The sequence below is a fragment of the Actinomycetospora rhizophila genome (assembly GCF_042657905.1).
In the GTDB taxonomy this organism is placed as follows: domain Bacteria; phylum Actinomycetota; class Actinomycetes; order Mycobacteriales; family Pseudonocardiaceae; genus Actinomycetospora; species Actinomycetospora rhizophila.
Genome location: NZ_JBHSKG010000003.1, coordinates 266,438 through 290,704 on the forward strand (window position 1 = coordinate 266,438; position 24,267 = coordinate 290,704).

Here is a 24,267-nt window from a genome sequence, read left to right on the forward strand (position 1 = left end):
GCAGCCGAGGGCGACAGGGTCGACCGCTGAGCCGACGGGAGGGAAGGTGCGAGGGGTGCCGCGCGCCTCGGGCGGGTGCTGCGTGGCCTGCTTCAGATCAGCGTCGGGACGTACTGGAATGATCTCGCCCCGGCTCTGTCACCAATCTCCTCTCCCTGCGCTGCGTGGATCGCGCCGACGGCGATGTCGCTGCTGACGAGTGCCCTGCCAACAATCGCGTGCCGCTGTCACCGCCGATTCCAAAGGGCTGCTACCTGACGATTGCCTGTCGCCTCGGGCGCTTCCGTTTCTCGGCGTGGGGCCTGGTGAAAGCTTGTTGAGAACACGCGGAGTCGTCGCGCGACGCCGCTCGACGCCAAGGCTCGCCGCGACCGGTCCGGGTTCGCGGGAAGCATGACGGCGACCCGGAAGGGGAGCAGTGACCATGACGACCGAGGGGCGGCGGCGGCCGCCGGGCCAGCTCGTTGCTGCGCTGCTCGCCGCGATGCCGGGTCTCGTGTTCGGAGCGGCCACCTACCTCGGCCTGCCGCACCCGGAGATGCCGCCGCCGCTGGCCGCAGTGGTTTATGGCGTCGCGATCATCGGGGCGGCGTTCACGCTCTCCTGGGGCGCTGAGGCCGCCCAGGTCGACATCAGCGCCGGGCTCGCGATCGCGCTGCTGGCTCTGATCGCGGTGCTGCCCGAGTACGCGGTCGACTTCGTGTTCACCTGGCAGGCCGGCCAGATCTATGAAGCCAACGGCGGGCAGTGCGTGCCGCTGCCCGGCGGGGCCAACCCGTGCTCGCTGGCCCTGGCCAACATGACCGGCGCGAACCGGGTGCTGGTCGGCGTGGGCTGGCCGCTGATCATTCTGGTGGCTTCGATCGCGGTGTGGCGCTCGCGACGCCACGGCGGCGGGGAGAGCGCCACCACGCACACGGACGGGGTCGATCTCGCACCGGCGATGTCGGCGGAGGTCGTGTTCCTGGGGCTGGCCACGCTGTATTCCCTGACGCTGCCGCTGCGCACCTCGCTGACGCTGCTGGACTTGGCGGTCTTCGTCGCCATCTTCGCGGCGTACGCGTGGCGCCTGGCCCAGGCGCCGGCCCAGGAGCCCGACCTGGTCGGCGTGTCGGCCTGGGCGGGGGAGAAACCGCGCCGGGCCCGCCGCGCCTGGGTGCTGGGGTTGTTCGCGGTGGCCGGCCTGGTCATCCTCGCCACCGCCGAGCACTTCGCGCAAAGCCTCGTCGACGCCGGCACCGACCTCGGCATCGACCAGTTCCTGCTCGTGCAGTGGGTGGCGCCTCTGGCCAGCGAGTCGCCGGAGCTGATCGTGGCATGTCTCTACGCGATGCGGCTCAAGGCCTCGGACTCGCTCGGGACCCTGCTGTCCAGCAAGGTCAACCAGTGGACGCTGCTGGTGGGCACGATCCCGCTCGTGTTCGCCCTCTCGGCCACGACGTTCGACGGACTGCCACTCGACGCAAACCAGCGCCTCGAGCTGCTCATCACCGCCGCGCAGTCCCTGTTCGCCGTGGCCCTGCTCATGGACCTGCGGTTGAGCCGCCGCGGTGCGGCGCTGCTGTTCGCCCTGTTCGCCGTGCAATTCACGGTCAGCGTCACCGCGGGAGCGGCCGTCAACCGGATCACCATTCTCGTCCTGTCCGCGATCTACGTCCTGCTGGCGGTCGGGCAGGTGCTGCGGCTGCGGCGACGCGTGGTGCGCACCGTTCGCGACGGGTTCGCCACCCCCTACGCCGAGCTGGAGCAGGACCAGCCGGCGACCCGCTGAGCCGTCGAAGAATCGGCCCTACCGCACGACCGGCAAGGGCCACCTCGCGCCGATGTTTGTCGGCCGAGGTGGGGAGACCTCGTTGAGGGAGGACGCCATGACCGAGGTGCACACCCGGACCATCGAGACCCAGGTGCCGGCGCGCCTCGACCGCCTCCCCTGGTCGCGGTTCCACTGGCGCATCGTGCTGGGCCTCGGCACCGTGTGGACCCTCGACGGCCTCGAGGTGACCATGGTGGGCTCGGTGGCCTCGCGGCTCACCGAGGCCGACAGCGGACTCGGTCTCACGCCGGGGCAGATCGGCGTGAGCGCGGCGATCTACATCCTCGGGGCGTGTCTCGGCGCCCTGGTGTTCGGGCAGCTCACCGACCGATTCGGTCGCAAGAAGCTCTTCCTCGCCACGCTGCTGATCTACATCGCGGCCACCGTCGCCACCGCGTTTCGTTCAGCGTCTGGTGCTTCTTCCTGTGCCGGTTCATCACCGGGGCCGGCATCGGCGGCGAGTACGCGGCCATCCATTCCGCGATCGACGAGCTGATCCCCGCCCGTGTCCGAGGCCGGGTCGACCTCCTGATCAGCGGGACCTACTGGCTCGGGGCAGCCGGCGGCGCCGGTCTCGCGATCCTCTTCCTCAACGAGTCGATCTTTCCGGCCGATGTCGGCTGGCGGCTGGCGTTCGGCGTCGGCGCCGTGCTCGGACTGGTCATCCTGTTCGTGCGTCGGCACGTCCCTGAGAGCCCGCGCTGGCTGTTCATCCACGGACGCGAGGACGAGGCCGAGCGGGTCGTCGACGGCATCGAGCGCACCGTCGAGGCCGAGACCGGGGAGGAGCTCGACGAGCCCGGCAAGACCCTGCGGGTTCGGCAGCGTCGCACCATCCCGATCAAGATGATCGCCGGGACCGCGTTCAAGCTCTACCCGAAGCGGGCTGTGCTCGGGATCGCGCTGTTTGTCGGGCAGGCGTTCCTCTACAACGGCATCACGTTCAACCTCGGCACGCTGATGTCCACTTTCTTCGGGGTGGCGGCTGCCATCACCCCGGTGTTCTTCGTGCTGTTCGCGCTGGGCAACTTCCTCGGGCCGCTCACCCTCGGGCGCCTGTTCGATTCGGTCGGGCGCAAACCGATGATCACTCTCACCTACTTGGGATCAGCCCTGTTGACGCTGCCGCTGGCCTGGTGGTTCGTGACGGGGGCACTGACGCGCTGGACCTTCATCGCGATGGTGATCGCCGTGTTCTTCCTCGCGTCGGCGGGCGCGAGCGCGGCCTACCTCACTGTCAGCGAGATCTTCCCGATGGAGACCCGGGCGCTGGCCATCGCGTTCTTCTACGCGGTGGGCACCGCCGTTGGCGGGATCACCGGCCCGCTGCTGTTCGGTCAACTGATCGGCAGCAACGACCCGGACCTGGTCGCGGTGGCATTCCTCGTCGGTGCGGGCGTGATGGCCCTTGGCGGACTGGCCGAGATCGCGTTCGGGGTGCGCTCGGAGCGCGCGGACCTCGAGGCGATTGCCGCGCCTCTGACGGCCCACGAGGCCGAGAGCGCCGACACCACGGGGCCGCCCGGGCGCTCAGGGCAGGGGGCGGGGCGTTCGGACCGACCGGCCCAGGCCCGTCGGTCCCGTGAGGAGGCCGCGCTCGCCCGGGCCCGTGCGGCTGAGCATCGCGCCGCGGTCCACGAGCTGGCGATTGCCTCCTGGGGTGACGCCCCGACTGGTTCGAGTGAGGCGGCGATGTCGACGGACGGCGTCGACCGCCAGCGGGTCGAGAAGACCCTCGCCGAGATCGACGATCTCCGCGCCCTGGAGTTCGACGAGCAGGCCATCGCCCAGGAGGAACTCGCCTTCGCCGATGAGGCGGACGGGCACGCCGCAGGGGCGGCCACTCATCGAGCCCGAGCCGCGGAGCACCGGGCACTGGCTCACGCCGATGAGGCTGCGGCCCTGGTCGCCGAGGACGACGGCACGGCCGCTAGCCACCGTGCGCTGGCCCGCGCGGCCGCCGAGAGGTCTCGAGCCGCGGCGCAACGCGCGCTGGCCGAGCAGGTACTCGTCGACCAACAGGAGCCGGAGTCCGACGAGTCCGGCGAGGTCGCGAGTACGCGTGACGGCGGAGACGAACTGAGTTGTCTGGGCCCAGACGAGGTCGCTCGCGCTCGCAGCGCGATGCACACCGCGTGGGCGGAGGTGCACGACGAGCGGTCTCGCGTAGAGACTGATCTCGCGGAGGGACGCAGCTCAGCGGGCGACCGCACCAGCGGGTTGCAGCAACGGGCCCTGGCCGCGGAGCAGCACCTCCAGGCGGCCGAGCACCGCGCCGCCGCTGGGATAACCCGAGCTCACCGCGAGGCCGCCGAGCAGGCCGAGAAGCGACAGGCCGCGCGCGCCGAGCGCGAGCGGCGCGCGCACCAACTCGAGGATCGGGTCCGCCGGCGCACAGCCCATCGGGCCGAGCGCGACCGGCACGGGCTCCGGCGCTTCCAGCCGGGTCCCGGTCCGTCCCTGAGCCCTCCGTTGGGTGGACTGAACGCCGCACCGGGCGACAGCGAGCACGCCCTCGACCACGAGATCGAGACCGTGGCGCGGGCCGTGTCGGAGCAGGGCGCCATCGATCGGCACGACCTGGCCCGCCTCGTCGGAGCCCGGTATTGGGGCCCCGGCCGCTTCGGAGCCGCGCTCGACGCCGCTGTCGAGGAAGGCCGCGTCCGGAGGCTGTCGCGCCGGACGTACGGCCCCACCGATGGCGCTCCAGGTCCGGTCGACCCGTGACCGGCACAGACCTAGGAGCCGCGTCGTCGTGACCGTGTCATCGCTCGCCACACCCGCAGCGGCCACATCCCGAGCACGGGAGCGTTGCGCCCCAGGTCCTCCGAGTCGGGGCGATCGAACGCCGCCGCGTAACGCCGCGCGTCCGCGGCCGAGGAATAGCGCTTGGAGCCACCCGCTCCGCACCCGCGCGAGCACGACCAGACCAGCACCTCGTTCTCAGCGGTGAACCGGTACTTGTGCCCCAGCACGACGCACGCCGTCACCGGTCACCCGCCCGACAACGTGCCGGAGCCTCGATTGCATCCACGACAGCATCCACCCACGCCAGAGTGCCCGACACCAACGACCGCGCGCGGTGTCGTCCCAGCACGAGGCGATGCGTCTCGGCGCACCCCCGTCCGCGGCACCGACGGGTCCGACAAAGCGATGCAGGGTCGGCGAGCTGCCGGGTTCCCGCCACGTCGGCCTGTGCAAGCTCGCTGCAACCTGGCCTCGGCGGGTGACCTCGGCATGATTCCCGCCCGGCTTCGAGCGATCGGCGTCGTCGTCGCGAGCTCGTTGCTCGTCCTGGCCGGCTGTGCCGACACCCCTTCTGCACCGGCAGCGGCGTGGCCGCAGCGGCCGGTGGTGCGCCTGGCTTTCGACGTCGCTCCCGACCTGCGTTCGGTCGCGGGGAGGGAGACGGTGTCGCTCACGCTCGGCCGGCGGGTGTGTGAGCTGGTGTTTCGGGCGTGGCCCAACAAGCCGTCGGCAGCGCGCGCGGGCAACCAACTCGAGGTCACCGGCGCGATCGTGGACGGTCGTCATGTCCAGCCCCGGGTGCTTCCAGCGGGCGCTCCCGATGGTGTGCCGGGGACGCTCGTGGAGCTCCCGCTCCCGCAGTGCGTGCCCGCCGGCGAGGAGATCCGCGCCGAGCTCGACTTCGCGCTGCGTCTCGGGGAGAACGCCGACGAACGGTTGGGCGTGTCGCCGGAGACCGGTACCGCGTGGTTCGGGTCGGGGTTCCCGCTGCTCGCGTGGGTCCGCGGACAGGGGTGGGCCCGAGAGGACGCCGTGGACATCGCGGGGGAGACAGCCACCAGCGAAGTGTTCCGTCTCAGCGACCTCACGGTCTCGGTTCCTGATGGCATGCGGGTCGCGGGCACAGGTCAGGCTCAGGGCGAGCGCCCTGGGCCTCGCGCCGGGACGAGGACCCACCGCTTCAGTGCAGACGCCGTCCGTGACGTGGCGGTGGCGGTGGGGCGTTACGAGGTGCTCGAGCGTGACATCACCGGCACCCGTCTGCACTTGTTCACCCCGGTTGACGGCACGCGCGTGGAGCCCGAGCAGTGGGCGGGCGAGCTCGACCGGGCCCTGCAGCGATTGACCGGCCGGTTCGGCCGCTTCCCGTACCCCGATCTGTGGGTAGCGATCGCACCTGCGCAGTCGTCGGGCATCGAGTTCCCCGGCGCCCTGCAGTTCGGCGACACCCGGCCCGAGAACCTCACGGGGCTCGCGACCCACGAGCTCGCCCACCAGTGGTTCTACGGCCTGGTCGGCGGCAACCAAGCCCGCGACCCTTGGCTCGACGAAGCGTTCGCGTCCTACGCCGAGGCCTCTCTCGGCGGCGCGACCGATCGAAGCTATTACGACCTCGAGGCCATTCCCGACCGGGTGCGCGGCGATCTCGGGGACCCGATGGCCGAGTGGGGCGATCGCGGATTCGGCACCTACTACCAGGGGGTGTACCGGCAGGGCGCGGCCGCGCTGCTCGCCGCGCGGGCGCAAGCCGGCCCCGACCGCTTCGACGCTGCACTGCGCGGCCACATCGCGCGCCACGCGCACGCCGTCACCCGCCCAGCGGACGTGGCGGCGGCATTCGACGACCTACCCGACGTGCTCGACCTGTTGCGTCGCTACGGAGCCCTCCCTCCCGCGGGCTGAGGAGCTCCCGATGACCGGGAACTCTGGCTCAGCTCACTCCGCATCGCGCGCCGACCGTGCGAGCTCGAGTGCCGAGCCCGTCCTCGACCCGGAAGCGGCGCTCAGCCCGGAGCTTGTCCGATGGTCACGGTGAGCGTGGTGGACTGCGGTCCGCGCTGAACGACCACGGGTACCTGTTGTCCGGGTCGGGTGCCGCGCAGGGCGCCGAGCAGCTCGCCGACCGTGGCGATCTCGCTGGAGCCGACGCGGGTGATGACGTCTCCGGGGCGTATTCCGGCGCCTGCGGCGGGCCCGGCAGGGGCGACGTCGAGCACGACCGCACCGCGCTGCGCGGCGACCCCCAGCAGATCGCGTAGTGCGCCGGTCAGGGGCTGCACGGCCACGCCCAGGTACGGGTGGTCGGCGGTGCCGTCGACCAGCAACTGGTCGACCACGTCGACCACGCGTGTCGAGGGGATGGCGAACCCGATGCTCACTGCCCCACTCGCCGGGGGCAGGTAGGCCTCGTTGATGCCGATGACGCTGCCGGTGGCATCGAGCAACGCTCCTCCGGAGTTGCCCGGGGAGATCGCCGTGTCGGTCTGGATCAGATCGACCAGCTGTTGGGCGCCGCGCGTTGAGGCGCCCGGCACCTCGCGGCCGACTCCGGAAACCACGCCGGCGCTGACGGTGTTCTCCAGGCCCAGCGGGCTGCCGATGGCGACCGCGAGCTCGCCGGGTCGGGGGAGCTGGTCGGCGTAGCGGGGCATCGGCAACCCGTTGCGGGCGACCTGGACCACGGCGAGGTCGGTGGTGCGGTCGGTGGCGCGCACGGTCCCGGGCACGCGGGTGCCGTCGGCGAAGCCGACCTCGACCTGGGTCGCGCCCCGCACCACGTGTTCATTGGTGACCAGCACACCGTCGGCCCGGTAGACCACACCGCTGCCCAGCCCGCCATCGGTGAAGATCGTGACCACGGAGGGGCTGGCGCGCTCGACGAGGTCCGGGACCGCGGCCAACGTCCCCGAGCTCTCTGTACTCGGCGCGGGAGGTACCGGTGATGGTGAGGTCCCCGCAGTGGTGGGGGTCGCTGCGGGTGGGTTGCCGCAGCCCGCCAACGCCACGAGCAGCAGCGCAATGAGCGGCGCGACCCGCAGTGTCATCAGTGACCTCCCGCGTGGGCGCACCGGCGGCCTGCCGGGCAGAGCTCGTGCACGGCGCGGTGGACCGCTCGCCGACGGTGGGCGCCGAGATCGCCACGCTGCTCGATTGCGGGGACCGGGCGCCGAGCCAGTCATGGCGTCGCTCCGGACGTGCGGCAGGAGGGCACCCGAGGCGCCACTGAGGAGAGTTCCGGGGTCAGTGCGAGGTCCTGCAGGCTCGAGCCCGGGCCGGTGAGCGGGAACCGGTTGCGGATCTCGTTGACCGTGCGCAGCAACGTGTTGGCCGCGTTGGAGGGCACCGAACGCAGTGTCTCGACCGCGGCCGACGCGTCGGCGGCGCGAGCGCGCAGCAGGCTCACCACCGGTTCGGTGACCTGTTGCCCGCCCTCCACCGGAGCCGGGCCGGCGGCGTTGATGCCGTCCGCGGCCGCGGTCAGGGCGCGGGCACGCTGGTCGAGGAAGTCCACCCATTGCGCCCGCGTGGCCACGGGGTCGGCCGGGTCCACCGGCGGGGCCGGGGTGTCGGTGCGGGTCGCGGGCAGCAGAGCGGTGCACACCTTGTCCAGCCACTGCTCGGCGCTCGGGGGCGAGAGGCCGGGGCGGGGATCGGGGCCCATGGGCCGTGGGTCGGGGTTTGACGTCGGTGCGCTGCTGTCGCTGCACCCCGTCAGTAGCAGCACTGCGATCCCGACCAGCACACTCAAGGTGCCCACGTGTCGCGCAGCCGCGCGCGGGCCGGTGCCGCCCCAGGGACGGGCTCTCGTCGCCCTGCCTGTGGGGTGAGCCGTTCTCGACTGGGTTGTCGGCGACAAAGCTGGTACCGCCTCTCGTGGTCCTCCTGCCCCTCGAGGCCGCGGATTGGGTCGACGGCGTGGCGAGGGTGGCCCATGAAGTTCATCTCGCCATGCTCGTCTGATGCGCTCGCTCACCTGTGGGGCGCCCTGGTGGTCAGCGCGGCGGACGAAGGATGACGGAGATGGCTGATGGATTGGTGGGCTAGGACGTCAGACGATGAACCGAATCGGCGCGGCGAGTTCGTCTGGCGAATATTGCTCGACGAGGCGAGCGTCCGCCCCGATGCGGACGGTGTAAGTGGTCGAGCCCTCGGGGACGCCCTCGACGATGAACGGGAAGATGCACTGTCGAAGGCCGGCGTCGGATGGAGACTCTCCGACGGACAGCGTCGAGCGCGCGACGATCTCACCCTCGGCGTCCTCCACGACCACCGGGGTACCACCGTTCACCGGCCGAGGGTGCGAGCTGTTCCCGGCACATGATTGATCCGTGACCGTCACGGTTCCCGAGATGCGTTGCATGCCTTCAGGGATTTCGGGGCCGGGGTCGGCGCACCCCCCCACCAACACGGCGACGGCAACGGCCACCATCATCGGCATCAAGCGTCGCATCTTCACCTCTTGCAAAGCTTTCGCGCCTTGACGCGTTCTCGCGTCAGTGCAGCAGTGGTCAAGGGCATCGGAACCCGGTCCGTCCACAGTGAAGGTGGCCGCCCTAGAGGCCCGGCCGCGGCTGCATCAGCCCTTGGCCGCCCGCCGTGTGGTCGGGGTGGAAGGCTCCGGCCGCGACGCGGCGCTCGATGAGCCAGGGGACGGTCGCAGACCAGACGGCCGTGAGTTCTGGTGGACGTGGCGGCTCGGGAGTGGATCGACGAGGGAGCCGGCACTGCTCGACGGCGGTGCCGGGCGATCATTCGACGACCGGGCCGCCGCGTGCACTCGCCCCGCGCAGTCCGCCGAGTGCGGCGGCGGCGACGGACACACCGAGCCAGAGGGCTGCCCACCCGGTCGCACTCTGGGCGACGTCGACGATGAGCGCTGCTTCAGGGGCGGTCACCAGTGCCGCCGCGACCCCGACGTTGCCCACGAGTACGCCGCCGCCGAACAGGCCCAGGCCGAACAGGGCCACGATCGCCAGCGCCCACATCAGCACACCGTGCAACAGGCCGGCACCAGAGCCTGCTCCCCGGGTGGTGGAGCCGGCCAGCAGTCCACCCACGAAGAAGGCGGCCGCGCCCAGGACCATGCTCACGGCGCTGGCCGTGGCTGCCTGTCCCCGGCCGCTCACCCCGAGATCGAGCCATCCGAGGGCGAGGAACAGCATCTGCAGCACGAAGAACACGGGCAGCGCGACGAGCGCGCCGGCCCACACGGCACCCCAGTGGACAGATCGACTCCGAACGGGTTCGCTCCCGCCGACCCGCTGGTCGGGGGAGGTGGCGTCCGGGGAGGTGGCGTCCGGAGAGGCCTCGGGTGAGCCGGTGGCCGGCTCAAGCCTGTCCGGCGAGCCCGGGGTGCCCCGGTCGACCGGAGCCTCCGAGCGACGATCAACGCCCGTCATCTCCACGGAATGGTTGCCAATGGTCATCGTGACTCCTTCTACCTCGGGCTTGGACGAAGGGTCGGTCACCGCATCGTCGGACACGACCTTCGTCGAGGAAATCGGCGGTGGCGATCGCCGGCCCCCGGCTGTCACGCAGTCTTCGCGAGAAGGCTCAGCTCGACTGCGGCACGTCGGTCTCGACAACGAGCGTCGGCGCGCAACACGCCGGTGCAGGTAATTCGTCTCGTACGTCTCCAGCGGGGTCGCGGGGTTTCGTCGGTGCTACCCCGGCCATCGTCACACCATGACGTGCGTCGGCTCCTTACGATTCTCTGACACCGGCGATGGCCGCTGCACACGAAGTCAGGAAGGCGGCCGGTCGGCGCGGACGCCCGTTCGCGTCCGTGACGGGGCACCGATTCCCTGCCGCAAGCATGGCCCCCATCGAGGCTCACTACCCGGCGAGCTTTCGTTTCGTCAGGTAGTCGTCAGACTCGCTCCAAGAGCCGGCCCGTCGCCTTCGATGATCGCGTTCCCCGCTTGCGGCACGTCCCGGTGCCGAGCGCGCCGGCCGAGCTGGCTTCGCGATGCGGATACCTGACGATCACCTGACAAAGCTGCTCCTGGCCAGCAGTGCCCGGCCGAGGCGGGCACCAGGCAGGCGTGCACGACGAGAGGCGCCAGCGGCGGTCTCCCGCATCCCGCCTCCGAGGTGGGACAGCGTCGGGGGACCGGCGACGTCGGGCAACCCGCCTCTCCGAGCCGCGGCGCGACGCGGGTGTCGGATCTGAATGTCCGGGAGGGGTGCGGGTGGCAACGTGGAGTTCATGGAGCCTCGGTCAGGGTCCGGAGCGACGGCTCGCGGGCCTGGCCTCGTCCTTGATCGTGCTGCTGGCTGTCGGCGGCTGCGCCGAGACACCGACGCCCACCGGGTCGGTGGACATCGTCGAGTTCTCCGCCGAGGGGACGTCGGGGACCGCGTTCGGCTCCTACGTCCTCGTCGGTGACCTGTTGAGCACCGGCGCCCGCTCGTTCTCCGGCCTGCCCTTCAGCGCTCGTGTCTCCGCGCCCGGGACGATCTCGCCCAAGATGTCGGTCTCCGTGGTGGACGTGCCGCCGAACTCCCGTGTGACCTGCCGGATCACGCTCAACGACGAGGTTCTTGTCCAGCGCACCGGGGACGTCCCCGGGCGTGACGTCGTCTGCATCGCACCCGAGACGATCGGATGACCGAAGGAGATGAGCTACCCGACGACAACGATCACCGGATCGCGGACTCGGCGCCGAGCCCGCGATCGTGGTGTAGCCGGCCTTGCGCTCCTGCTCGTCCTCGCTGAGAGCGCCGATCCGGGCGAGAGGAGGCCTCGGCGGCCCCTGCGCTCGAGGGAGCGGGCCCGCTCGCGCCCGGTCCCGGAGCTGGTCAAGCATGCTGTTGCTCTGCTTGGGAAGCGCCGAGCTTGAGCTGACCGCTGGTGGTCGCGACGTTGAAGCAGCCGAGGTCTGCGCCCTGACCGCGACCCCGACGAGCTGCCCGCTGCCGACGGCGGGGAGCGCTGAGCGGGGCTCAGCGAGAAGTCGGGGGAACCAGGACAAGACCGGGTGCGTCGAGCCCTGCATGACCACTTCGGAAGCCGGCCATCTACACCGCGACCAGGTCTGCACTCTCTTCGCCCTGGCTCTCGACGGGCACAGCCGCGCCGAGGACGAGCTGAGAGAGCTCGCCGTGCACCATGACGGAGCCGCGGAGCTTCTCGGCGTTCTGGCTTGCAGCGATGCCAACGTGCACACCGGTGCTCCGCGCCCTGCGGACGTCGCCGCCACCGACCAGGTGATCGCTGCCGTGCTCGAGGCCGTCCTCGGTAGGGCTCGGCGCACGTAGGTCCGAGCTCCGGGCGACGACGGGTCGGCCTGGTCGGGCTCCTCAAGGCCGGGCGGCCGTGGGGCCTTCGGCCCTGCACGGAGCCGCTTCGCGGCGCTGCTCAAAGGCCCTTCTTCTCCCCGTGGGGCGTCCCGAGTCTGAGGGGCCCGGAGCAGGCAAGCCGTCGATGAACCGGCCCCGCACCGACCTGGTGATCCCGCCGCAGCCCTCCCGCGCTGAGTAGCTCGGCTGCGGCCTGCCGCCCGTCTTGCGATGGCGGGCCCACCGGGTCGGAGGAGGCCGAACCCCCGACGGTCCCTCCGGGACCTGCCCCGGACCCCTCTTCGCGACTCGCGCCCCACGGGGCGAAGGAAATGGCAGCGGCGGCCCGGCAAGGGCAGCGGCGGTCGGCTTCTCGCCCCGGCTCACGTCGCGTCCGGGAGGACAGCAGAGATGACCGACCCCGCCACCGACGAGAACCGTCAGCGCGAGTTGACCGACCTCGAGCTGATCGAGCTCTACCGTCATCACGACGACCTCGATGCGATCACCGCCCTGATCCGTCGCCACGATGCGGGTCTGCGCACGATGGTTCGCCGGATCCTGCGCCACGACGAGGATGCCGCTGACGTCGCGCAGACCACCTGGGTTCGCGTCCTGACCGCTCTGGGACGACCCGAGCACGAGGTCCACGGCATCGTCCGGGGCTGGCTTTGGAGCATCGCTCGCAATGAGGCGATCGACCGGCTGCGGCGAGCCCGTTGCCGCCCCACCACCGGCATGCGCGGACTGGACCCTGAGGTTCCCCCGTTAGCTCGGAGACCGACGATCATGGCCGTGGGCCGTGAAGGGAGTCTGCGATGGTGGCGCCGAAGAAGTACCCCGACGAGCTGCGGGAGCGGGCGGTACGGCTCTACCGCACCAGCAGCCCGCGCCCGACCTTCCGGGCCCTGGCCGACCAGCTCGGGGTCCACCACGAGGCGCTGCGCAACTGGGTCCGGCAGGCCGAGGCCGACGCCGGCGAGCGCGACGACCGCCCGACCAGCACCGAGAACGAGGAGCTGCGCCGGTTACGCAAGGAGGTCGCCGAGCTGCGCCGGGCCAACGACATCCTGAAGGCGGCGAGCGCTTTTTTCGCCCAGGAAATGGACCCGACAAGGAAACGGTCATAGCGTTCGTCGAGGCCCGTCGTGACGAGTTCGGTGTCGAGCCGATCCTTCGCCAGCTCGAGATTCCGCCCTCGACGTTCTACGGCTGGCTCGACCAGGAACGCGGCCCCTCGGCGCGCCGCCGCGGCGACGCCGAGTTGCTCGAGCAGATCCGCGCCGTGCACGAGCGGTCCGGGCAGACCTACGGCGCCCCGCGGGTCCACGCCACCCTGCACCGCCGCGGCCGGCACGTGTCCCGCAAGCGGGTCGAGCGGCTCATGCGCGCCGCCGGCCTGCAGGGCGCCTACCTGCGCAAGCGGTGGCGCAAGCCCTCGACCAGGCAGGACCCGCGGGCCTCACCGGCCCCGGACCTGGTCGAACGCGACTTCACCGCGCCGGCCCCGGACCGGCTCTGGGTCGCTGATGCCACCCGCTTCCCGTGCGGCGAAGGCGTGTTCTGGCTGGCCGCGGTCCGCGACGTGTTCTCCAACCGCATCGTCGGGTGGAAGACCTCCGACCGCTGCGACACCGAACTCGTGCTCGGCGCGCTCGAGTACGCGGTCTGGACCCGCGAGGTCCGCGACGGCCAACTTCGCCATCATTCCGACCGCGGGTCGAACTACACGTCGTTCCGCTTCGGGACGCGGCTCGAAGACCACGGGATTCTGGCCTCGATGGGCTCGGTCGGCGACTCCTACGACAATGCGCTGATGGAGAACTTCTTCTCCACCCTCAAGACCGAGCTGGTCTACCGCACCAGCTGGCGCACCCGGGAGCAGGCCGAGAACGCCCTGTTCGCCTACATCGACGGCTGGTACAACCGCGAACGCATCCAGGCACGCCTGGGATGGCTGTCCCCCGACGAGTACGAGCACACCTGGCACACCAGCCGAGCTCACCCCGAGCCCGAACCGGCCAGGTAGGAACCACTCCGAGCAAGCGGGGGAACCTCAGGTGGCAGGCGCTTCCCGTCCGTCCGCCTCACGGAGGGCCTGGATCCCCACTAGCAAGTCGTTCCCTCACTGGTGCGGCTCGATCCGGCGGGCCGCCCCGCGCCGCACGGAGTTGTCGTCGGGCCGACGGGTCGTTGTGCTCCTCCGGCGTCGGGTCCAGTCTTCTTCTGTCCGACGAAGCGTTCAGACCGGGCAGGGACCCATGGCCGACCCGCTCACTTCCCTCCACGGCGTCGCACCCAACTCCCGGGAGGTCCTGACCTTCGCGGGAGTGACCCTCGTGGTCCACGTCGACGGGACCACGACCGGCGGGGCGTTCTCGGTCATCGAGGAGCTCCCGCCCCTGTCGGACACCCCGCTGCACGTCCACGAGAACGAGGACGAGTACTTCCACGCCGTCGAGGGCGAGCACGTGATCCGGATCGGCGATCGGGAGCACCGGCTCGCTGCGGGCGAGAGCGTGTTCGCGCCACGCGGGACCCCGCACGCGCAGCGGCGGGTGACGCCCGGCGAGGGGCGGGTGCTCGTCGTCATCTCCCCGTCCGGTCTCGAGGGCTTCTTCCGTCGCCTCGCCGCCGCGGAGGCCGACGGCACCCTCGACGGTGAGGCCCGCGAGGCGGCCTCCCGCGAGTACGGGATCACCTGGCTCTAGCCCGGCTCGGTCGTGTCCACCGTCGCCCTGCCGCCGAACGCCGACAACCGGATCGGGGACGCGAAGAGCCCGGGCGGCCATCGTCGCCTCGACCCGTGAACGGGCTCCGGCTCCTGGATCGCGGGGCGGTCGCCGCCACCTGGCTCGCTGCGGTCGTCGGTGCCCGAGGCCCGACGCCTCGTCACGCCGGCTCCGACCTCCGCACCGCGCGGAGCGGGGTCGGGAAGGCCGGGTGAGTCGCCAGAGCGGTGATCTCGAGGACGTTGTGCGGGAAGACCGGCAGCGTGCCGAGGTGCGTCTCGAGCGCCTCGCGGCTCTCCGCGTTCCAGATGGTCACGCTGGTCCCGGTGTTCGGGAGTCGCCACATCCACGTGATCGTGCCCGCGTCGATGAGCGCGGTGGCGACCTCGCGCTCCCGTGCCATCAGCTCGTCGCGCTCCTCGGCGGAGAGCTCGAGCAGTCCCGTCGTCGGGGTCGCCCTCACGAGGAAGTCCACGGTGTTCTCCGATCGGCGTGTGCGGCACGTGATGTCGCACTGTGACATCACGATAGCCCTGATGTCATGGTGTGTCATCACGTCCGGTACCGTCAGCACGTGCCGCGGTGGGAGCAGGGCAGCGAGGAACGCCTCACGGCGGCCGCGTTGCAGCTGTTCCGCGAGCAGGGCTTCGAGAACACCAGCGTCGTCGAGATCGCGCGCCGGGCCCGTGTCACCAACCGGACGTTCTTCCGCTACTTCTGCGACAAGCGCGAGGTCCTGTTCGCCCACGCCGACGACCTGCGGGCAGCCCTGGTGGAGGGAGTCGGTCGGGCGTCGGGCGTGGCGGACCCGGTCCGGATGGTGGTCGGGGTGCTGGCGCAGCACGACTGGGAGGGCCTCGCCCCGCGCCGTGCCCTCCGGGAGCGGCAGGCCGTCATCGCGGCCAACCCGGAGCTCCTCGAGCGCGATCTGATCAAGCAGCACGCCATGGCACTCGAGTTCGCCGACGTCCTCGCCCGGCGGGGGGTCGACGGAGACCTCGCCGGGGTCGCCGCGAGGGTCGGGGTCCAGGTGTTCCTGACCGCCTACCTCCGGTGGCTCGACGCCGAGGAGGGGAGCGAGGACCTGGTCGCCATCTGTGACGAGCTCCTGTCGGCCCTGCGGGCGACCGTGCTCGCCGGATGACGTCCGCGGCATCGCGATGACGTACGTCGACGTCGCGAGTCGGGTCACCGCCGGTGCGCGCGTGCCGGCGTCGTCCTCCGCGATCGTGACCGGGCTCGTGGCCGAGGGGGCACGCGGGCCGGCGAGCGGAGCGCTGAGCTGGTGCGTGCCGTGGAGGCGGTCGGGCCTCGGTGGGGGAGGGGTGGCGGTCCTGCGGCCGCCCGGTCCGTCGCGGTCGGGCCCGGGTGCTCCTCGGGGGTGATGCGCTCGAGGAACCGCAGGAGCTCGACGGGGAAGGGCAGCACGAGCGTCGAGTTCTTCTCGGCGGCCACCTCCACGACCGTCTCCAGGAGGCGCAGCTGCAGGGAGGCCGGGTGGTCCGACATCGTCTCGGCGGCCTCGGCGAGCGTCGCCGCCGCCTGCCGTTCGCCGTCGGCGGTGATGACGCGGGCGCGACGTTCGCGCTCGGCCTCGGCCTGGCGCGACATGGACCGCTTCATCGACTCGGGCAGCGAGACGTCCTTGATCTCGACGCGGTCGATGTGCAGGCCCCAGTCGACCACCGGGCTGTCGATCATCAGCTCGAGGCCCTGGTTGAGCTTCTCCCGGTTGCTCAGCAGGTCGTCGAGGTCGCTCTTCCCGATGATCGACCGCAGCGACGTCTGGGCGAGCTGTGCGATCGCGGCCATGTAGTCCTGCACGTCCACCGCCACGCGGACCGGATCGACCACCCGGAAGTAGATGACCGCATCGACCCGCACGGTGACGTTGTCGCGGGTGATCCCGTCCTGGGCCGGGACCGGCAGGGTCACGATCTGCATGTTGACCTTCGTCAGCCGGTCCGCGATCGGCCAGAGCAGGACGATGCCCGGGGCTCTCGTGGTGCCGGGCTCCACCCTGCCGAACCGGAACACGACTCCGCGCTCGTACTGGCGGACGATGCGCACGCTCGTCCCGACCAGCGTCGCGGCCACCAGGAGCACGGCGGCGCAGAGCGCAAGGGCAACGGTCATCTCGCCACATCCCTCACCGCGCGGCCCCCCGTCGGAGAGAGGGTCGCCGGGAAAAAGGTAGCGCAGCGACGGCGGAGAAGCCCTGTTCGTCAGCGGGACGTACCGTGCGACAGATGGCCACGACGAAGCACGGTGGGTCCTCGATCCCGGGCGCGAGCTGGGTGCGGCCCTGGTTCCAGCTCCTCGAGATCTCGGTGTCCGTGCCGGTGGTGATCGGCTTCCGCACGGTCCGGATCGTGGCCGGCGGGTGGCCGCCGGACGCCCGGGAACGGCGTGAGCTGGTGCGGATGGTCCAGGAGAAGGCCGAGGCCTTCGGGCAGGCGGCGGTCGCGGCGGTGACGACGCCGCCGAGGGACGGCGCGCGGTTCGTGGGCGCGGTCGTCACCCCGGTCCACCGGAGCGTGGTGGGGAACCGCCGGCGGCTGACCCGGGGCTGAGGCCTCGTCCCCGCGATCTCCCCGTCGAGGGGACGCGGCCGGTCGACCGCCCGCGCTAGCCTCCCGCGCCATGTCCACCGCGATGGAGGGCGGCGGGCGCTACAACGCCAACGCGTCGGCCCAGGCCGCGTCGTCCGTGTTCGGTCTCGACCTGCTCCGGGAGGCCGCGGCCGCCGCCCCGCTGGGTCCGGCCGGGGTGGTCACCGTCGTCGACTACGGGTCGTCCGAGGGGCGCAACTCCCTGGCGCCGATGTCGGCCGCCGTCGAGACGGTCCGGCGGGTCCGCGGCGAGCACCAGCCGGTGTGGGTGTGCCACACCGACCTGCCGGGCAACGACTTCGGCTCGCTCTTCCACACCGTGGCGGACGACCCGGACACCTACCGCCGACCGGGTGTGTACACCGCGGCCGTCGGCCGGTCCTTCTACGAGCAGCTGCTCCCCGAGGGCTGGGTGGGCGTCGGGTGGAGCTCCATCGCCGTGCACTGGCTCAGCGCCGTCCCGGGCCGGCTGGACGGCTTCTGGTTCAGCAGCGCGAGCGCGGAGCAGTACACGGCCTGGGCGCGAGCCGGCGCCGCCGACTGGTCCGCGTTCCTCGCGGCGAGGGCCGCGGAGATGCTGCCGGGGGCCCGCCTCGTGATCGTGGTCGGCGCCGCCCACGGCGAGGGGCCCACCCGTCGGTCCGGGGCCGAGCGCGCCATGGACGAGGTCGCCCGCGGCCTGCAGGAGCTCGTCGGGCGCGGCGTCCTCGGCGAGGAGGAACGCGACGCGATGACGATCCCGGCGTGGTACCGCACCGCGGCCGAGTGGCGGGCCCCGTTCGACGACGGCGGCGACCTCGTGCTGGAGCAGCTGGAGTTCGTCGACATCGGGGATCCCCTGTGGCGGCAGACCGGGGAGTCGCGCGGGGAGCAGCCCTCGACCTACCCCGCCACCGTGGCCGCTGCCCTGCGGGTGTCCTTCGGCCCCTCGCTGCTCCAGGAGCTCGACCCGGACCGGCGCGCCACGGTCGCCACCGAGCTCTTCGACCGGCACCTGGCCGGCGCGATCGCGACCGAGCGACCCGAGCCGTGGTTCGACTGGCGGCTGGCGGTCATGGTCGTCGCGAAGCGGGGGTGACCGTCACGCCGGCGGAGCCGGCTCCGGGTCGCGTCGGCGCACCTCCACGCCGCCCCAGATGGCCGCGCCGGTGACGTGCAGCGACGGGGCCCTGAACGACGACGGTGCCGTCGGCGGCCCGGAGAGGTCGGCGAACCCTCCCATCGCGCCGCGCCCGTCGCAGCGGACGTCGACCTCCGGACCGACGATGATCACGACGCCGGCCATGATCGCGTAGACGCGGATGGTGGTACCGCTCGGGTCGAGACGGGCCCGACGGAGATCCAGCTCCGCGCCGCCCATGAACGCCAGCACCGTGTGCTCCGGGCCCGGCGCCCACTCCCCGCGCCGGACCGTGGCGCGCAGGAGGCTGAGCGACGAGGTCGGGGACCCCGCCCCGGTCGCCGTCGGCGCCTCCAGATCGCGGACACAGGCCCGCAGCTCGTCGCGGGACACCGCGGCGGCGATGCCGGCCAGGCGCCCGTCACCCTGGGCCGGGGTCAGCCGACCGTCACCGACGGCCGACCGGACGAGTCGGGTGGCTCGTGCCCGGTCCTCGTCGGAGACGCGGGGGCCGGCGTCGCCGTGGTCCGACCCGCTCATCGCCTCGATGCTAGGTCCGGGCGATCCTCCGCGGGAGGGCATGAGGACGACGGGCACGCCGGCGCCGACCTCCATGACGACGTGCTCGGGAACCGGTTCCGGGGGCGGGCCGCACCGACGGGCGGGCGCCCGCGAAGGGGGGAACGGGCGCCGGGTCCGCCGGAGCCGCGCCGGCCCGCCCCCGGCCGGTCAGACCCTGCTGAGCAGGGCCTGCATCTCGGTGATCTCCTGCTGCTGGGCGGCCACGATGGCGCCGGCGAGCTCCTTGGCCTGCGGGTTGAGACCCTGCGCCTGCTCCGTCTGCGCCATCTGGACGGCGCCGGCGTGGTGCTCGATCATCATCTGCAGGAACATGCGGTCGAACGCGGCCCCGGACTGCGCCGCCAGCTGCTGCATCTGGGCGTCACTCATCATCCCGTGCATGGACATGTCGCCCATCGGCATGCCGGGCATCGCGTGTCCCGGCATCCCGGGCATCGCGGTGGAACCCGGCTGCGGGCGGGGAGCGCCCCAGGTGTCGAGCATCTGGTGCATCTGCTCGATCTCGGGAGCCTGTGCCCGGGCGATGCGAGCGGCCAGGTCCTTGACCTCCGGGGACGCTGCTCGGTTCGAGGCCTGGGACGACATGGCGATGGCCTGGACGTGGTGCGGGATCATGCCCTGGGCGAACATCACGTCCGCCTGGTTGTGCTCGGGCGAGATCGGCGCTGCGGCCGACGGCGACGGGGCCGCTGTCGGAGCAGCGGCGGGACCGGCCGCGGGTGGAGCGGTACCGGAGTCGGAACATCCGGCGGCCACGAGGGCGGCGGTGGCGGCGGCGATCACGCCGCCGACGAGACGGGCACGCACGAGGGAACTCCTTCGGCTGGGCACCGGCCGGTGCGCACGAGGCCGGTGCTGATGGCAGGTAGCGGCGCCGCTGCGCGGGCACGTGCGTGGACTCACGTGCGTGTACGCAGTCGGTGGGCCGGCCTACAGCCGGAGAACCTGGAGCTCGGCCTGTCTCGAGGACGCAGGAGGAGCGCGGGGAGCCGTCGCCGGAGCGACGTCCCCCGCGCCGGGACGGAGCGGCGCTGCCCGCCGCCACAGCGCGACGATGACGAGCAGGAGCAGGAGGACCACGGCACCGACGAGCGCGACGAGGCACAGGTGGACCAGCGACCCGGCGTGGTCGTGACCGTTCTCGTCCGGATGTCGGTGGAGAAGCGCCGCGCTGCTCGCGACAGCCGTCATGCCGACGTGCGGGTCGACGACCGGCCCGTCCGGGCGCGCCGGGCCGGCGTGCTGGTGCTCGCCCGGCGCGTCCGGAGCGGCGAGCGACGGAGCCGCCGCGCCGGAGGGGGCGACGTCCGCGGCCGAGTGCTGGTGGGCGCCGACGACGTGGTGCATGAGCACGAGTCCGAGCGCGATCACCAGGAGGGCCAGGCGCCCGGACCAGCTGCCGGGCACCAGGCTCTGCGGCATCGCGCTGCCCACGCGACGCCGTGAGCTCCCGTGCCGGCGCCTCACGGCGACGACGGTACCGAACCAGGGGGCCGACGGCGCCGTTCCGGCGTCGCGGACCAGGCCCGGCCCGCTGATGGACGCCACGAGATGATTGTCACGCTGAGTACCTGGCGCTACTCTGACCGGGCGAGTGATCCGCGCAACAAGCCCGTCGCCGACGACGTTCCGTAAGAGGTGTCCCATGCAGTGGTACCTGAAGGCGCTCAAGCAGTACGCCGACTTCGGCGGTCGGGCCCGCCGCACCGAGTTCTGGATGTTCGTGCTGTTCAACGTGCTCGCGAGCGCGGTGCTCGGCCTCGTCGACCGGCTGATCGGGACGGCGAGCGTGGTCGACGCCCGGGGCACCCTCGTCGTCACGCCCGGCCTGCTGCAGGGGCTCTACGGCCTGGCGGTGCTGATCCCGGCGATCGCGGTGGCCGTCCGCCGGCTGCACGACACCGATCGGTCGGGCTGGTGGGCGCTCCTCTACCTCGTCCCGCTCGTCGGGCAGATCGTGCTGATCGTGTTCTGGGTCATCGAGGGCACCCGCGGTCCGAACCGCTTCGGCCCGGACCCCAAGCAGGACGTCGCGGTCGGTGCTCCGTCGCCGACGCCGCAGCAGCCGGCGGCCTGACGCCCGCGTCCGCACCCTCGCGCGCGGCGGGCATCGACGATCCTCCCGTCAGGCGGCGGAGGTCCCGCGTCCCCACCAGCCGGTGGGCGCGGCAGGCCGCGAGGTAGGGGACGCCGGCGGTGTAGCCCGAGCCCGGGGCGTCGCCGAGCATCCGCGCCGCGAGGCTGTGGTGGGTCGTCTTCCAGCGCTGGTGAGCGGCTTCGAGGTCGGCGACGGCGGCCGCGAGCCGTCCCGGTGGGTGGCCCGGTCGGTCGGCCACGGCCCGGGCCAGGCTGTCGTGGCCGTCGGCCTCGGCACGAACGGCGGGGACGCCGGCGAAGGCCTCGGAGTCCAGGCGGGCCCGGCTGGGCTCGCCGCACGCCAGTTCGAAGCGCTTGTAGGCCTCGGACTGGATGGCGCTGGCCCCGTCGGTGTGCTCGCGGAAGGCGTGGAAGGACACGGCGCGCAGGGTGGCGACGAGCCGGAAGAGCAGGCTCGCCCGCTCGAACACGGTCGACGCCCGGACCATGACGGCGGTCGCGTCCCCGGGACGCCCGGCGCGCACGGCCGCGGTGGCCGACCGCAGCAGGGCGGTCAGCGTCGTGAACACCAGCTCGTGGGCCTGCAGGGAGCGGATGAAGAAGTACTCGTCGTGCTCGGTCGACACCGGCAGCACGGAGAGCCCGAGCCACTCACCGGCACGCGTGGCGGGCGGCGCGACGTCGTCGGCGAGCCCGTCGTCGACCGCGGACACGAAGCGCGCCGCCTGGCGGACGCGCTTGCGGCCCACGGCGGGGTCGGTGCCCTCGGGGTGGCGGCGCTCGTGGCGGACGACGTCGGCGAGCAGCAGGGCCGAGAGGTGCTCCGGGTCGAGCCCCGTCTCGGGGTCGTCGAGGATGCGCGCGAGCAGGGGGAGCGCGAGGTAGCTCGCGTTGTGGAACCGGTCGTGGTGGCGGGCGAGGACGGCGTCGAGGAAGTCGTCGAGGAACGGGTCCCGGCCGCGGTGGCGGCGCGCGATCTCCGCGAGCACGTCGAGCAGCGGGGCCGGGAGCGCGTGCCGCCCGACGCGCCGGATGCGCCGGGTCAGCAGGTGGGCCAGGGCGCGGCCGTCGGCGTCGGGGCCGGGGTCGGACGAGCGCCACACCTCGAGCTCGCGGGCGAGCGCCGCATCCGGCGGCCGGCACGGGTTCTCGGGCATCGCGACGACCTCCGCGGTCGGTGGCTGGGGCACCGAGGCTGCGCGACGGCGGCCCGCGCGACGATCGGGCCCGCCCCCGTGGGCCGGGGGAGAACCCGCCGGAGAGTCGGGTGCGGGCCCGGTGCCTGCCGTTCCCCGCGCGTGCGACAGGTACTGGTGTCCGTGGCCCCGGTCCAGCAATCTCGGCCCGCGGAGATCGACGCACGCCGACCGAGGAGCCCCGATGGACCACGCACGCCGTCCCGGAGAGGACGAGTACGTCAGCACGGTCGCCGAGACGGCCCTCGGGCCCGTCGAGTACGCCGTCGTCGGCACCGGGACGCCGGTCGTCGTCGTGCACGGACTCCCGGCGGGATCGACGCCGCCGCTCTCATGGCGAGGTTCCTGCCCCGCGACGGCATCTCCGCGATCCTGCTCTCCCGGCCCGGCTACCTCGGCACCCCGCTCGCGGACCGCACCACCATTGACCAGCAGGCAGACCTGCTCGCCGCGCTCCTCGACACGCTGGGCATCGACCGCGCCGGCGTCTACACGTGGTCGGGAGGCGGGCCCGCCGGCTACCGCCTCGCCGTGCGCCACCCCGAGCGGGTCACCTGCCTGCTCGCCCACGCCGCGGTGAGCCAGGCCTACCACGCCCCGCACCAGGACGTCGCCACCAAGCTGATGTTCACCACCGCCCCGGGGCGGTGGCTGCTGCGGCTGCTCGCCGCCCACCAGCCCGAGCAGTACATCAGGGCGGAGCTCGCCGCCGAGGGCGACCTGTCGGACGAGCAGCTCGCGCAGCGCGTCGAGGAGGTCCTCGCCCACCCGGCCAAGCGCGACCTCGCCCTCGCGCTCGGCCCCACGGCCGTCCCCGACCGCCACCGTCGGGCCGGCTTCCACAACGACCTCGAGCAGTTCGCGGCGATCACCTCGCTCGAGCTGGAGAAGATCACCGCGCCCGCGCTCGTCGTGCAGGGCAGCGCCGACGGCGACCTGCCCCCGGCGCAGAGCACGTTCGCCGCCGAGACCATTCCGGGCGCCGAGCTGCTCACCCTGGACACCGGCACCCACCTGGCGCTCTACACCCACCCCGACGCCGGTGCCGCGCAGGCCCGTGCGGTCGAGTTCCTGAGGCAGCCCGCGCGCACGTGATGCCGGGGAGCGCTACGCGTCCTCCGAGAACGCGCGGCGGAGCGCCCCGCCCACGAACCGCCGCGCCTCGGCAGCCGCGTCGACGGAGCCGGCGAGGTGGAGAGGGTGCGAGCGGTGCTCCCGGAAGCCCGCTCGCCCCGCACGTCACGACCTGACGAACTCCAGGAGGTCGGCGTTGATGGTCTCCGCCTCGGTGGTCGGCATCCCGTGCGGGAACCCCGCGTAGGTCTTCAGCGTCCCGTTCGGGAGGAGCTCCGCCGACAGCGGCCCCGAGTCGGCGTAGGGCACCACCTGGTCGTCGTCGCCGTGCATCACGAGGACCGGAACCGTGATCTTCTTCAGGTCCTCGGTGAAGTCGGTCTGCGAGAAGGCCACGACCCCGTCGTAGTGCGCCTTCGCCCCGCCCATCATGCCCTGGCGCCACCAATTCTGGATCAGTGCCTCGACCGGCTCCACGCCGTCGCGGTTGAATCCGTAGAACGGGCCGGCGGCCACCTCGCGATAGAATGCCGAACGGTTGGCGGCGAGCTGCGCCTGGAAATCGTCGAAGAACTGCTTGGACAGGCCGCCGGGGTTCGCGTCGGTCTGCACCATCAACGGCGGCACGGCGCTGATGAGGACGGCCTTGGCCACCCGGGCCTCCCCGTGCCGCGCGAGGTAGCGGACGACCTCGCCGCCGCCGGTGGAGTGCCCGACGTGCACGGCGTCGGTGAGGTCGAGGTGCACGGTCACCGCTGCGAGGTCGTCGGCGTAGTGGTCCATGTCGTGGCCCTCGCCGGTCTGGCTCGACCGCCCGTGACCTCGCCGGTCGTGGGCGACGACCCGGTAGCCGTGCTGCACGAAGAACAACAACTGGGCGTCCCAGTCGTCGGACGAGAGGGGCCAGCCGTGGCTGAACACGATCGGCCGGCCCGAGCCCCAGTCCTTGTAGAAGATCTCCGTACCGTCGCCGACCGTGATCGTTCCCATGCGGATGTCTCCCTCGCGGGCG

At 72.2% G+C, this 24,267-nt stretch carries 23 protein-coding genes and 2 pseudogenes; 14 read left to right on the plus strand and 11 right to left on the minus strand.

Annotated features, from left to right (window positions below; all coding sequences use genetic code 11):
• Positions 1-424: 424 nt before the first annotated feature.
• From ACFPK1_RS08690 to ACFPK1_RS08700, 3 genes and pseudogenes are all read left to right on the plus strand, one after another.
• Positions 425-1,771: a sodium:proton exchanger gene (locus ACFPK1_RS08690; protein ID WP_378020512.1), complete on the plus strand. Its 1,347-nt coding sequence runs from the start codon at positions 425-427 to the stop codon at positions 1,769-1,771.
• Positions 1,772-2,003: 232 nt separating this feature from the next.
• Positions 2,004-4,540: pseudogene (locus ACFPK1_RS08695) on the plus strand (MFS transporter).
• Between the two features lie 510 nt (positions 4,541-5,050).
• Positions 5,051-6,463, plus strand: a complete 1,413-nt coding sequence (locus tag ACFPK1_RS08700) for a M1 family aminopeptidase (protein WP_378020513.1) — start codon at positions 5,051-5,053, stop codon at positions 6,461-6,463.
• 101 nt (positions 6,464-6,564) lie between these two features.
• On the opposite strand, the gene ACFPK1_RS08705 is transcribed toward ACFPK1_RS08700, so the two are convergent.
• From ACFPK1_RS08705 to ACFPK1_RS08720, 4 genes are all read right to left on the minus strand, one after another.
• The gene (locus ACFPK1_RS08705) at positions 6,565-7,461 is read right to left on the minus strand and encodes a S1C family serine protease (RefSeq protein WP_378020514.1); all 897 of its coding nucleotides are present in this window, start codon (positions 7,459-7,461) and stop codon (positions 6,565-6,567) included.
• A gap of 275 nt (positions 7,462-7,736) precedes the next feature.
• A complete protein-coding gene (locus ACFPK1_RS08710) occupies positions 7,737-8,222 on the minus strand; it encodes a hypothetical protein (RefSeq protein ID WP_378020515.1) in 486 nt (161 codons plus the stop codon).
• 387 nt (positions 8,223-8,609) lie between these two features.
• A complete protein-coding gene (locus ACFPK1_RS08715; RefSeq protein ID WP_378020516.1) occupies positions 8,610-9,017 on the minus strand; it encodes a hypothetical protein in 408 nt (135 codons plus the stop codon).
• 292 nt (positions 9,018-9,309) lie between these two features.
• Complete coding sequence (locus ACFPK1_RS08720; protein ID WP_378020517.1) at positions 9,310-9,987, minus strand: hypothetical protein; 678 nt, start codon at positions 9,985-9,987, stop codon at positions 9,310-9,312.
• An 840-nt stretch (positions 9,988-10,827) separates the two neighbouring features.
• Here ACFPK1_RS08720 and ACFPK1_RS08725 point away from each other — a divergent pair.
• The 6 genes and pseudogenes from ACFPK1_RS08725 to ACFPK1_RS08750 all read left to right on the plus strand — a co-directional run bounded on the left by ACFPK1_RS08725 (position 10,828) and on the right by ACFPK1_RS08750 (position 14,553).
• Complete coding sequence (locus tag ACFPK1_RS08725) at positions 10,828-11,172, plus strand: hypothetical protein (protein ID WP_378020518.1); 345 nt, start codon at positions 10,828-10,830, stop codon at positions 11,170-11,172.
• Positions 11,173-11,557: 385 nt separating this feature from the next.
• A complete protein-coding gene (locus ACFPK1_RS08730) occupies positions 11,558-11,821 on the plus strand; it encodes a hypothetical protein (RefSeq protein ID WP_378020519.1) in 264 nt (87 codons plus the stop codon).
• Positions 11,822-12,253: 432 nt separating this feature from the next.
• Positions 12,254-12,550, plus strand: a pseudogene (locus ACFPK1_RS08735) (RNA polymerase sigma factor); the annotation flags it as partial.
• A 110-nt stretch (positions 12,551-12,660) separates the two neighbouring features.
• On the plus strand, positions 12,661-12,972 hold the full coding sequence (locus ACFPK1_RS08740) for a transposase (RefSeq protein ID WP_378020646.1): 312 nt from the start codon (positions 12,661-12,663) through the stop codon (positions 12,970-12,972).
• Between the two features lie 41 nt (positions 12,973-13,013).
• Positions 13,014-13,871 (plus strand): IS3 family transposase, encoded by an 858-nt coding sequence (locus tag ACFPK1_RS08745; RefSeq protein ID WP_378020647.1) that lies wholly within the window; start codon positions 13,014-13,016, stop codon positions 13,869-13,871.
• Positions 13,872-14,103: 232 nt separating this feature from the next.
• The gene (locus tag ACFPK1_RS08750) at positions 14,104-14,553 is read left to right on the plus strand and encodes a cupin domain-containing protein (protein ID WP_378020520.1); all 450 of its coding nucleotides are present in this window, start codon (positions 14,104-14,106) and stop codon (positions 14,551-14,553) included.
• A gap of 181 nt (positions 14,554-14,734) precedes the next feature.
• Here ACFPK1_RS08750 and ACFPK1_RS08755 read toward each other — a convergent pair whose 3' ends face one another.
• Positions 14,735-15,037 carry a muconolactone Delta-isomerase family protein gene (locus tag ACFPK1_RS08755; RefSeq protein WP_378020521.1) on the minus strand — a complete coding sequence of 101 codons (303 nt, stop codon included), beginning with the start codon at positions 15,035-15,037 and terminating at the stop codon, positions 14,735-14,737.
• A 111-nt stretch (positions 15,038-15,148) separates the two neighbouring features.
• Between ACFPK1_RS08755 and ACFPK1_RS08760 the strand changes: the two genes are divergently transcribed.
• Positions 15,149-15,718, plus strand: a complete 570-nt coding sequence (locus ACFPK1_RS08760) for a TetR family transcriptional regulator (protein WP_378020522.1) — start codon at positions 15,149-15,151, stop codon at positions 15,716-15,718.
• 44 nt (positions 15,719-15,762) lie between these two features.
• On the opposite strand, the gene ACFPK1_RS08765 is transcribed toward ACFPK1_RS08760, so the two are convergent.
• On the minus strand, positions 15,763-16,710 hold the full coding sequence (locus tag ACFPK1_RS08765; protein WP_378020523.1) for an SPFH domain-containing protein: 948 nt from the start codon (positions 16,708-16,710) through the stop codon (positions 15,763-15,765).
• 113 nt (positions 16,711-16,823) lie between these two features.
• On the opposite strand from ACFPK1_RS08765, the gene ACFPK1_RS08770 reads away from it, so the two are divergent.
• Together ACFPK1_RS08770 and ACFPK1_RS08775 are read left to right on the plus strand one after the other, a co-directional pair.
• Positions 16,824-17,147 carry a hypothetical protein gene (locus ACFPK1_RS08770; protein WP_378020524.1) on the plus strand — a complete coding sequence of 108 codons (324 nt, stop codon included), beginning with the start codon at positions 16,824-16,826 and terminating at the stop codon, positions 17,145-17,147.
• A gap of 70 nt (positions 17,148-17,217) precedes the next feature.
• Complete coding sequence (locus tag ACFPK1_RS08775; RefSeq protein WP_378020525.1) at positions 17,218-18,264, plus strand: class I SAM-dependent methyltransferase; 1,047 nt, start codon at positions 17,218-17,220, stop codon at positions 18,262-18,264.
• A gap of 3 nt (positions 18,265-18,267) precedes the next feature.
• Here the strand turns inward: ACFPK1_RS08775 and ACFPK1_RS08780 are convergent, their stop codons facing one another.
• From ACFPK1_RS08780 to ACFPK1_RS08790, 3 genes are all read right to left on the minus strand, one after another.
• Complete coding sequence (locus tag ACFPK1_RS08780; protein WP_378020526.1) at positions 18,268-18,846, minus strand: DUF1707 SHOCT-like domain-containing protein; 579 nt, start codon at positions 18,844-18,846, stop codon at positions 18,268-18,270.
• A gap of 189 nt (positions 18,847-19,035) precedes the next feature.
• Complete coding sequence (locus ACFPK1_RS08785; protein ID WP_378020527.1) at positions 19,036-19,695, minus strand: DUF305 domain-containing protein; 660 nt, start codon at positions 19,693-19,695, stop codon at positions 19,036-19,038.
• Positions 19,696-19,818: 123 nt separating this feature from the next.
• Positions 19,819-20,436 (minus strand): hypothetical protein, encoded by a 618-nt coding sequence (locus ACFPK1_RS08790; protein WP_378020528.1) that lies wholly within the window; start codon positions 20,434-20,436, stop codon positions 19,819-19,821.
• Positions 20,437-20,533: 97 nt separating this feature from the next.
• On the opposite strand from ACFPK1_RS08790, the gene ACFPK1_RS08795 reads away from it, so the two are divergent.
• Positions 20,534-20,965, plus strand: coding sequence for a DUF805 domain-containing protein (locus ACFPK1_RS08795; protein WP_378020529.1), 432 nt, complete (start codon positions 20,534-20,536; stop codon positions 20,963-20,965).
• Here ACFPK1_RS08795 and ACFPK1_RS08800 read toward each other — a convergent pair.
• Positions 20,865-22,142, minus strand: a complete 1,278-nt coding sequence (locus tag ACFPK1_RS08800) for a tryptophan 2,3-dioxygenase (RefSeq protein ID WP_378020530.1) — start codon at positions 22,140-22,142, stop codon at positions 20,865-20,867. The two genes, ACFPK1_RS08795 and ACFPK1_RS08800, sit on opposite strands and share 101 nt — an antisense overlap.
• A gap of 372 nt (positions 22,143-22,514) precedes the next feature.
• Here ACFPK1_RS08800 and ACFPK1_RS08805 point away from each other — a divergent pair, with 372 nt between their 5' ends.
• Positions 22,515-23,276: an alpha/beta fold hydrolase gene (locus tag ACFPK1_RS08805; protein WP_378020531.1), complete on the plus strand. Its 762-nt coding sequence runs from the start codon at positions 22,515-22,517 to the stop codon at positions 23,274-23,276.
• 144 nt (positions 23,277-23,420) lie between these two features.
• Here the strand turns inward: ACFPK1_RS08805 and ACFPK1_RS08810 are convergent, their stop codons facing one another.
• Positions 23,421-24,245 (minus strand): alpha/beta fold hydrolase, encoded by an 825-nt coding sequence (locus ACFPK1_RS08810; protein ID WP_378020532.1) that lies wholly within the window; start codon positions 24,243-24,245, stop codon positions 23,421-23,423.
• Positions 24,246-24,267 lie beyond the last annotated feature (22 nt).

Coding starts and splice junctions, on each gene's coding strand:
- ACFPK1_RS08690 (WP_378020512.1), top strand. CDS start 425: ATGACGACCGAGGGGCGGCGGCGGCCGCCGGGCCAGCTCGTTGCTGCG.
- ACFPK1_RS08700 (WP_378020513.1), top strand. CDS start 5,051: ATGATTCCCGCCCGGCTTCGAGCGATCGGCGTCGTCGTCGCGAGCTCG.
- ACFPK1_RS08710 (WP_378020515.1), bottom strand. CDS start 8,222: ATGGGCCCCGATCCCCGCCCCGGCCTCTCGCCCCCGAGCGCCGAGCAG.
- ACFPK1_RS08720 (WP_378020517.1), bottom strand. CDS start 9,987: ATGACCATTGGCAACCATTCCGTGGAGATGACGGGCGTTGATCGTCGC.
- ACFPK1_RS08730 (WP_378020519.1), top strand. CDS start 11,558: ATGACCACTTCGGAAGCCGGCCATCTACACCGCGACCAGGTCTGCACT.
- ACFPK1_RS08740 (WP_378020646.1), top strand. CDS start 12,661: ATGGTGGCGCCGAAGAAGTACCCCGACGAGCTGCGGGAGCGGGCGGTA.
- ACFPK1_RS08750 (WP_378020520.1), top strand. CDS start 14,104: ATGGCCGACCCGCTCACTTCCCTCCACGGCGTCGCACCCAACTCCCGG.
- ACFPK1_RS08765 (WP_378020523.1), bottom strand. CDS start 16,710: ATGACCGTTGCCCTTGCGCTCTGCGCCGCCGTGCTCCTGGTGGCCGCG.
- ACFPK1_RS08770 (WP_378020524.1), top strand. CDS start 16,824: ATGGCCACGACGAAGCACGGTGGGTCCTCGATCCCGGGCGCGAGCTGG.
- ACFPK1_RS08775 (WP_378020525.1), top strand. CDS start 17,218: ATGTCCACCGCGATGGAGGGCGGCGGGCGCTACAACGCCAACGCGTCG.
- ACFPK1_RS08780 (WP_378020526.1), bottom strand. CDS start 18,846: ATGAGCGGGTCGGACCACGGCGACGCCGGCCCCCGCGTCTCCGACGAG.
- ACFPK1_RS08795 (WP_378020529.1), top strand. CDS start 20,534: ATGCAGTGGTACCTGAAGGCGCTCAAGCAGTACGCCGACTTCGGCGGT.
- ACFPK1_RS08800 (WP_378020530.1), bottom strand. CDS start 22,142: ATGCCCGAGAACCCGTGCCGGCCGCCGGATGCGGCGCTCGCCCGCGAG.
- ACFPK1_RS08805 (WP_378020531.1), top strand. CDS start 22,515: ATGGCGAGGTTCCTGCCCCGCGACGGCATCTCCGCGATCCTGCTCTCC.
- ACFPK1_RS08810 (WP_378020532.1), bottom strand. CDS start 24,245: ATGGGAACGATCACGGTCGGCGACGGTACGGAGATCTTCTACAAGGAC.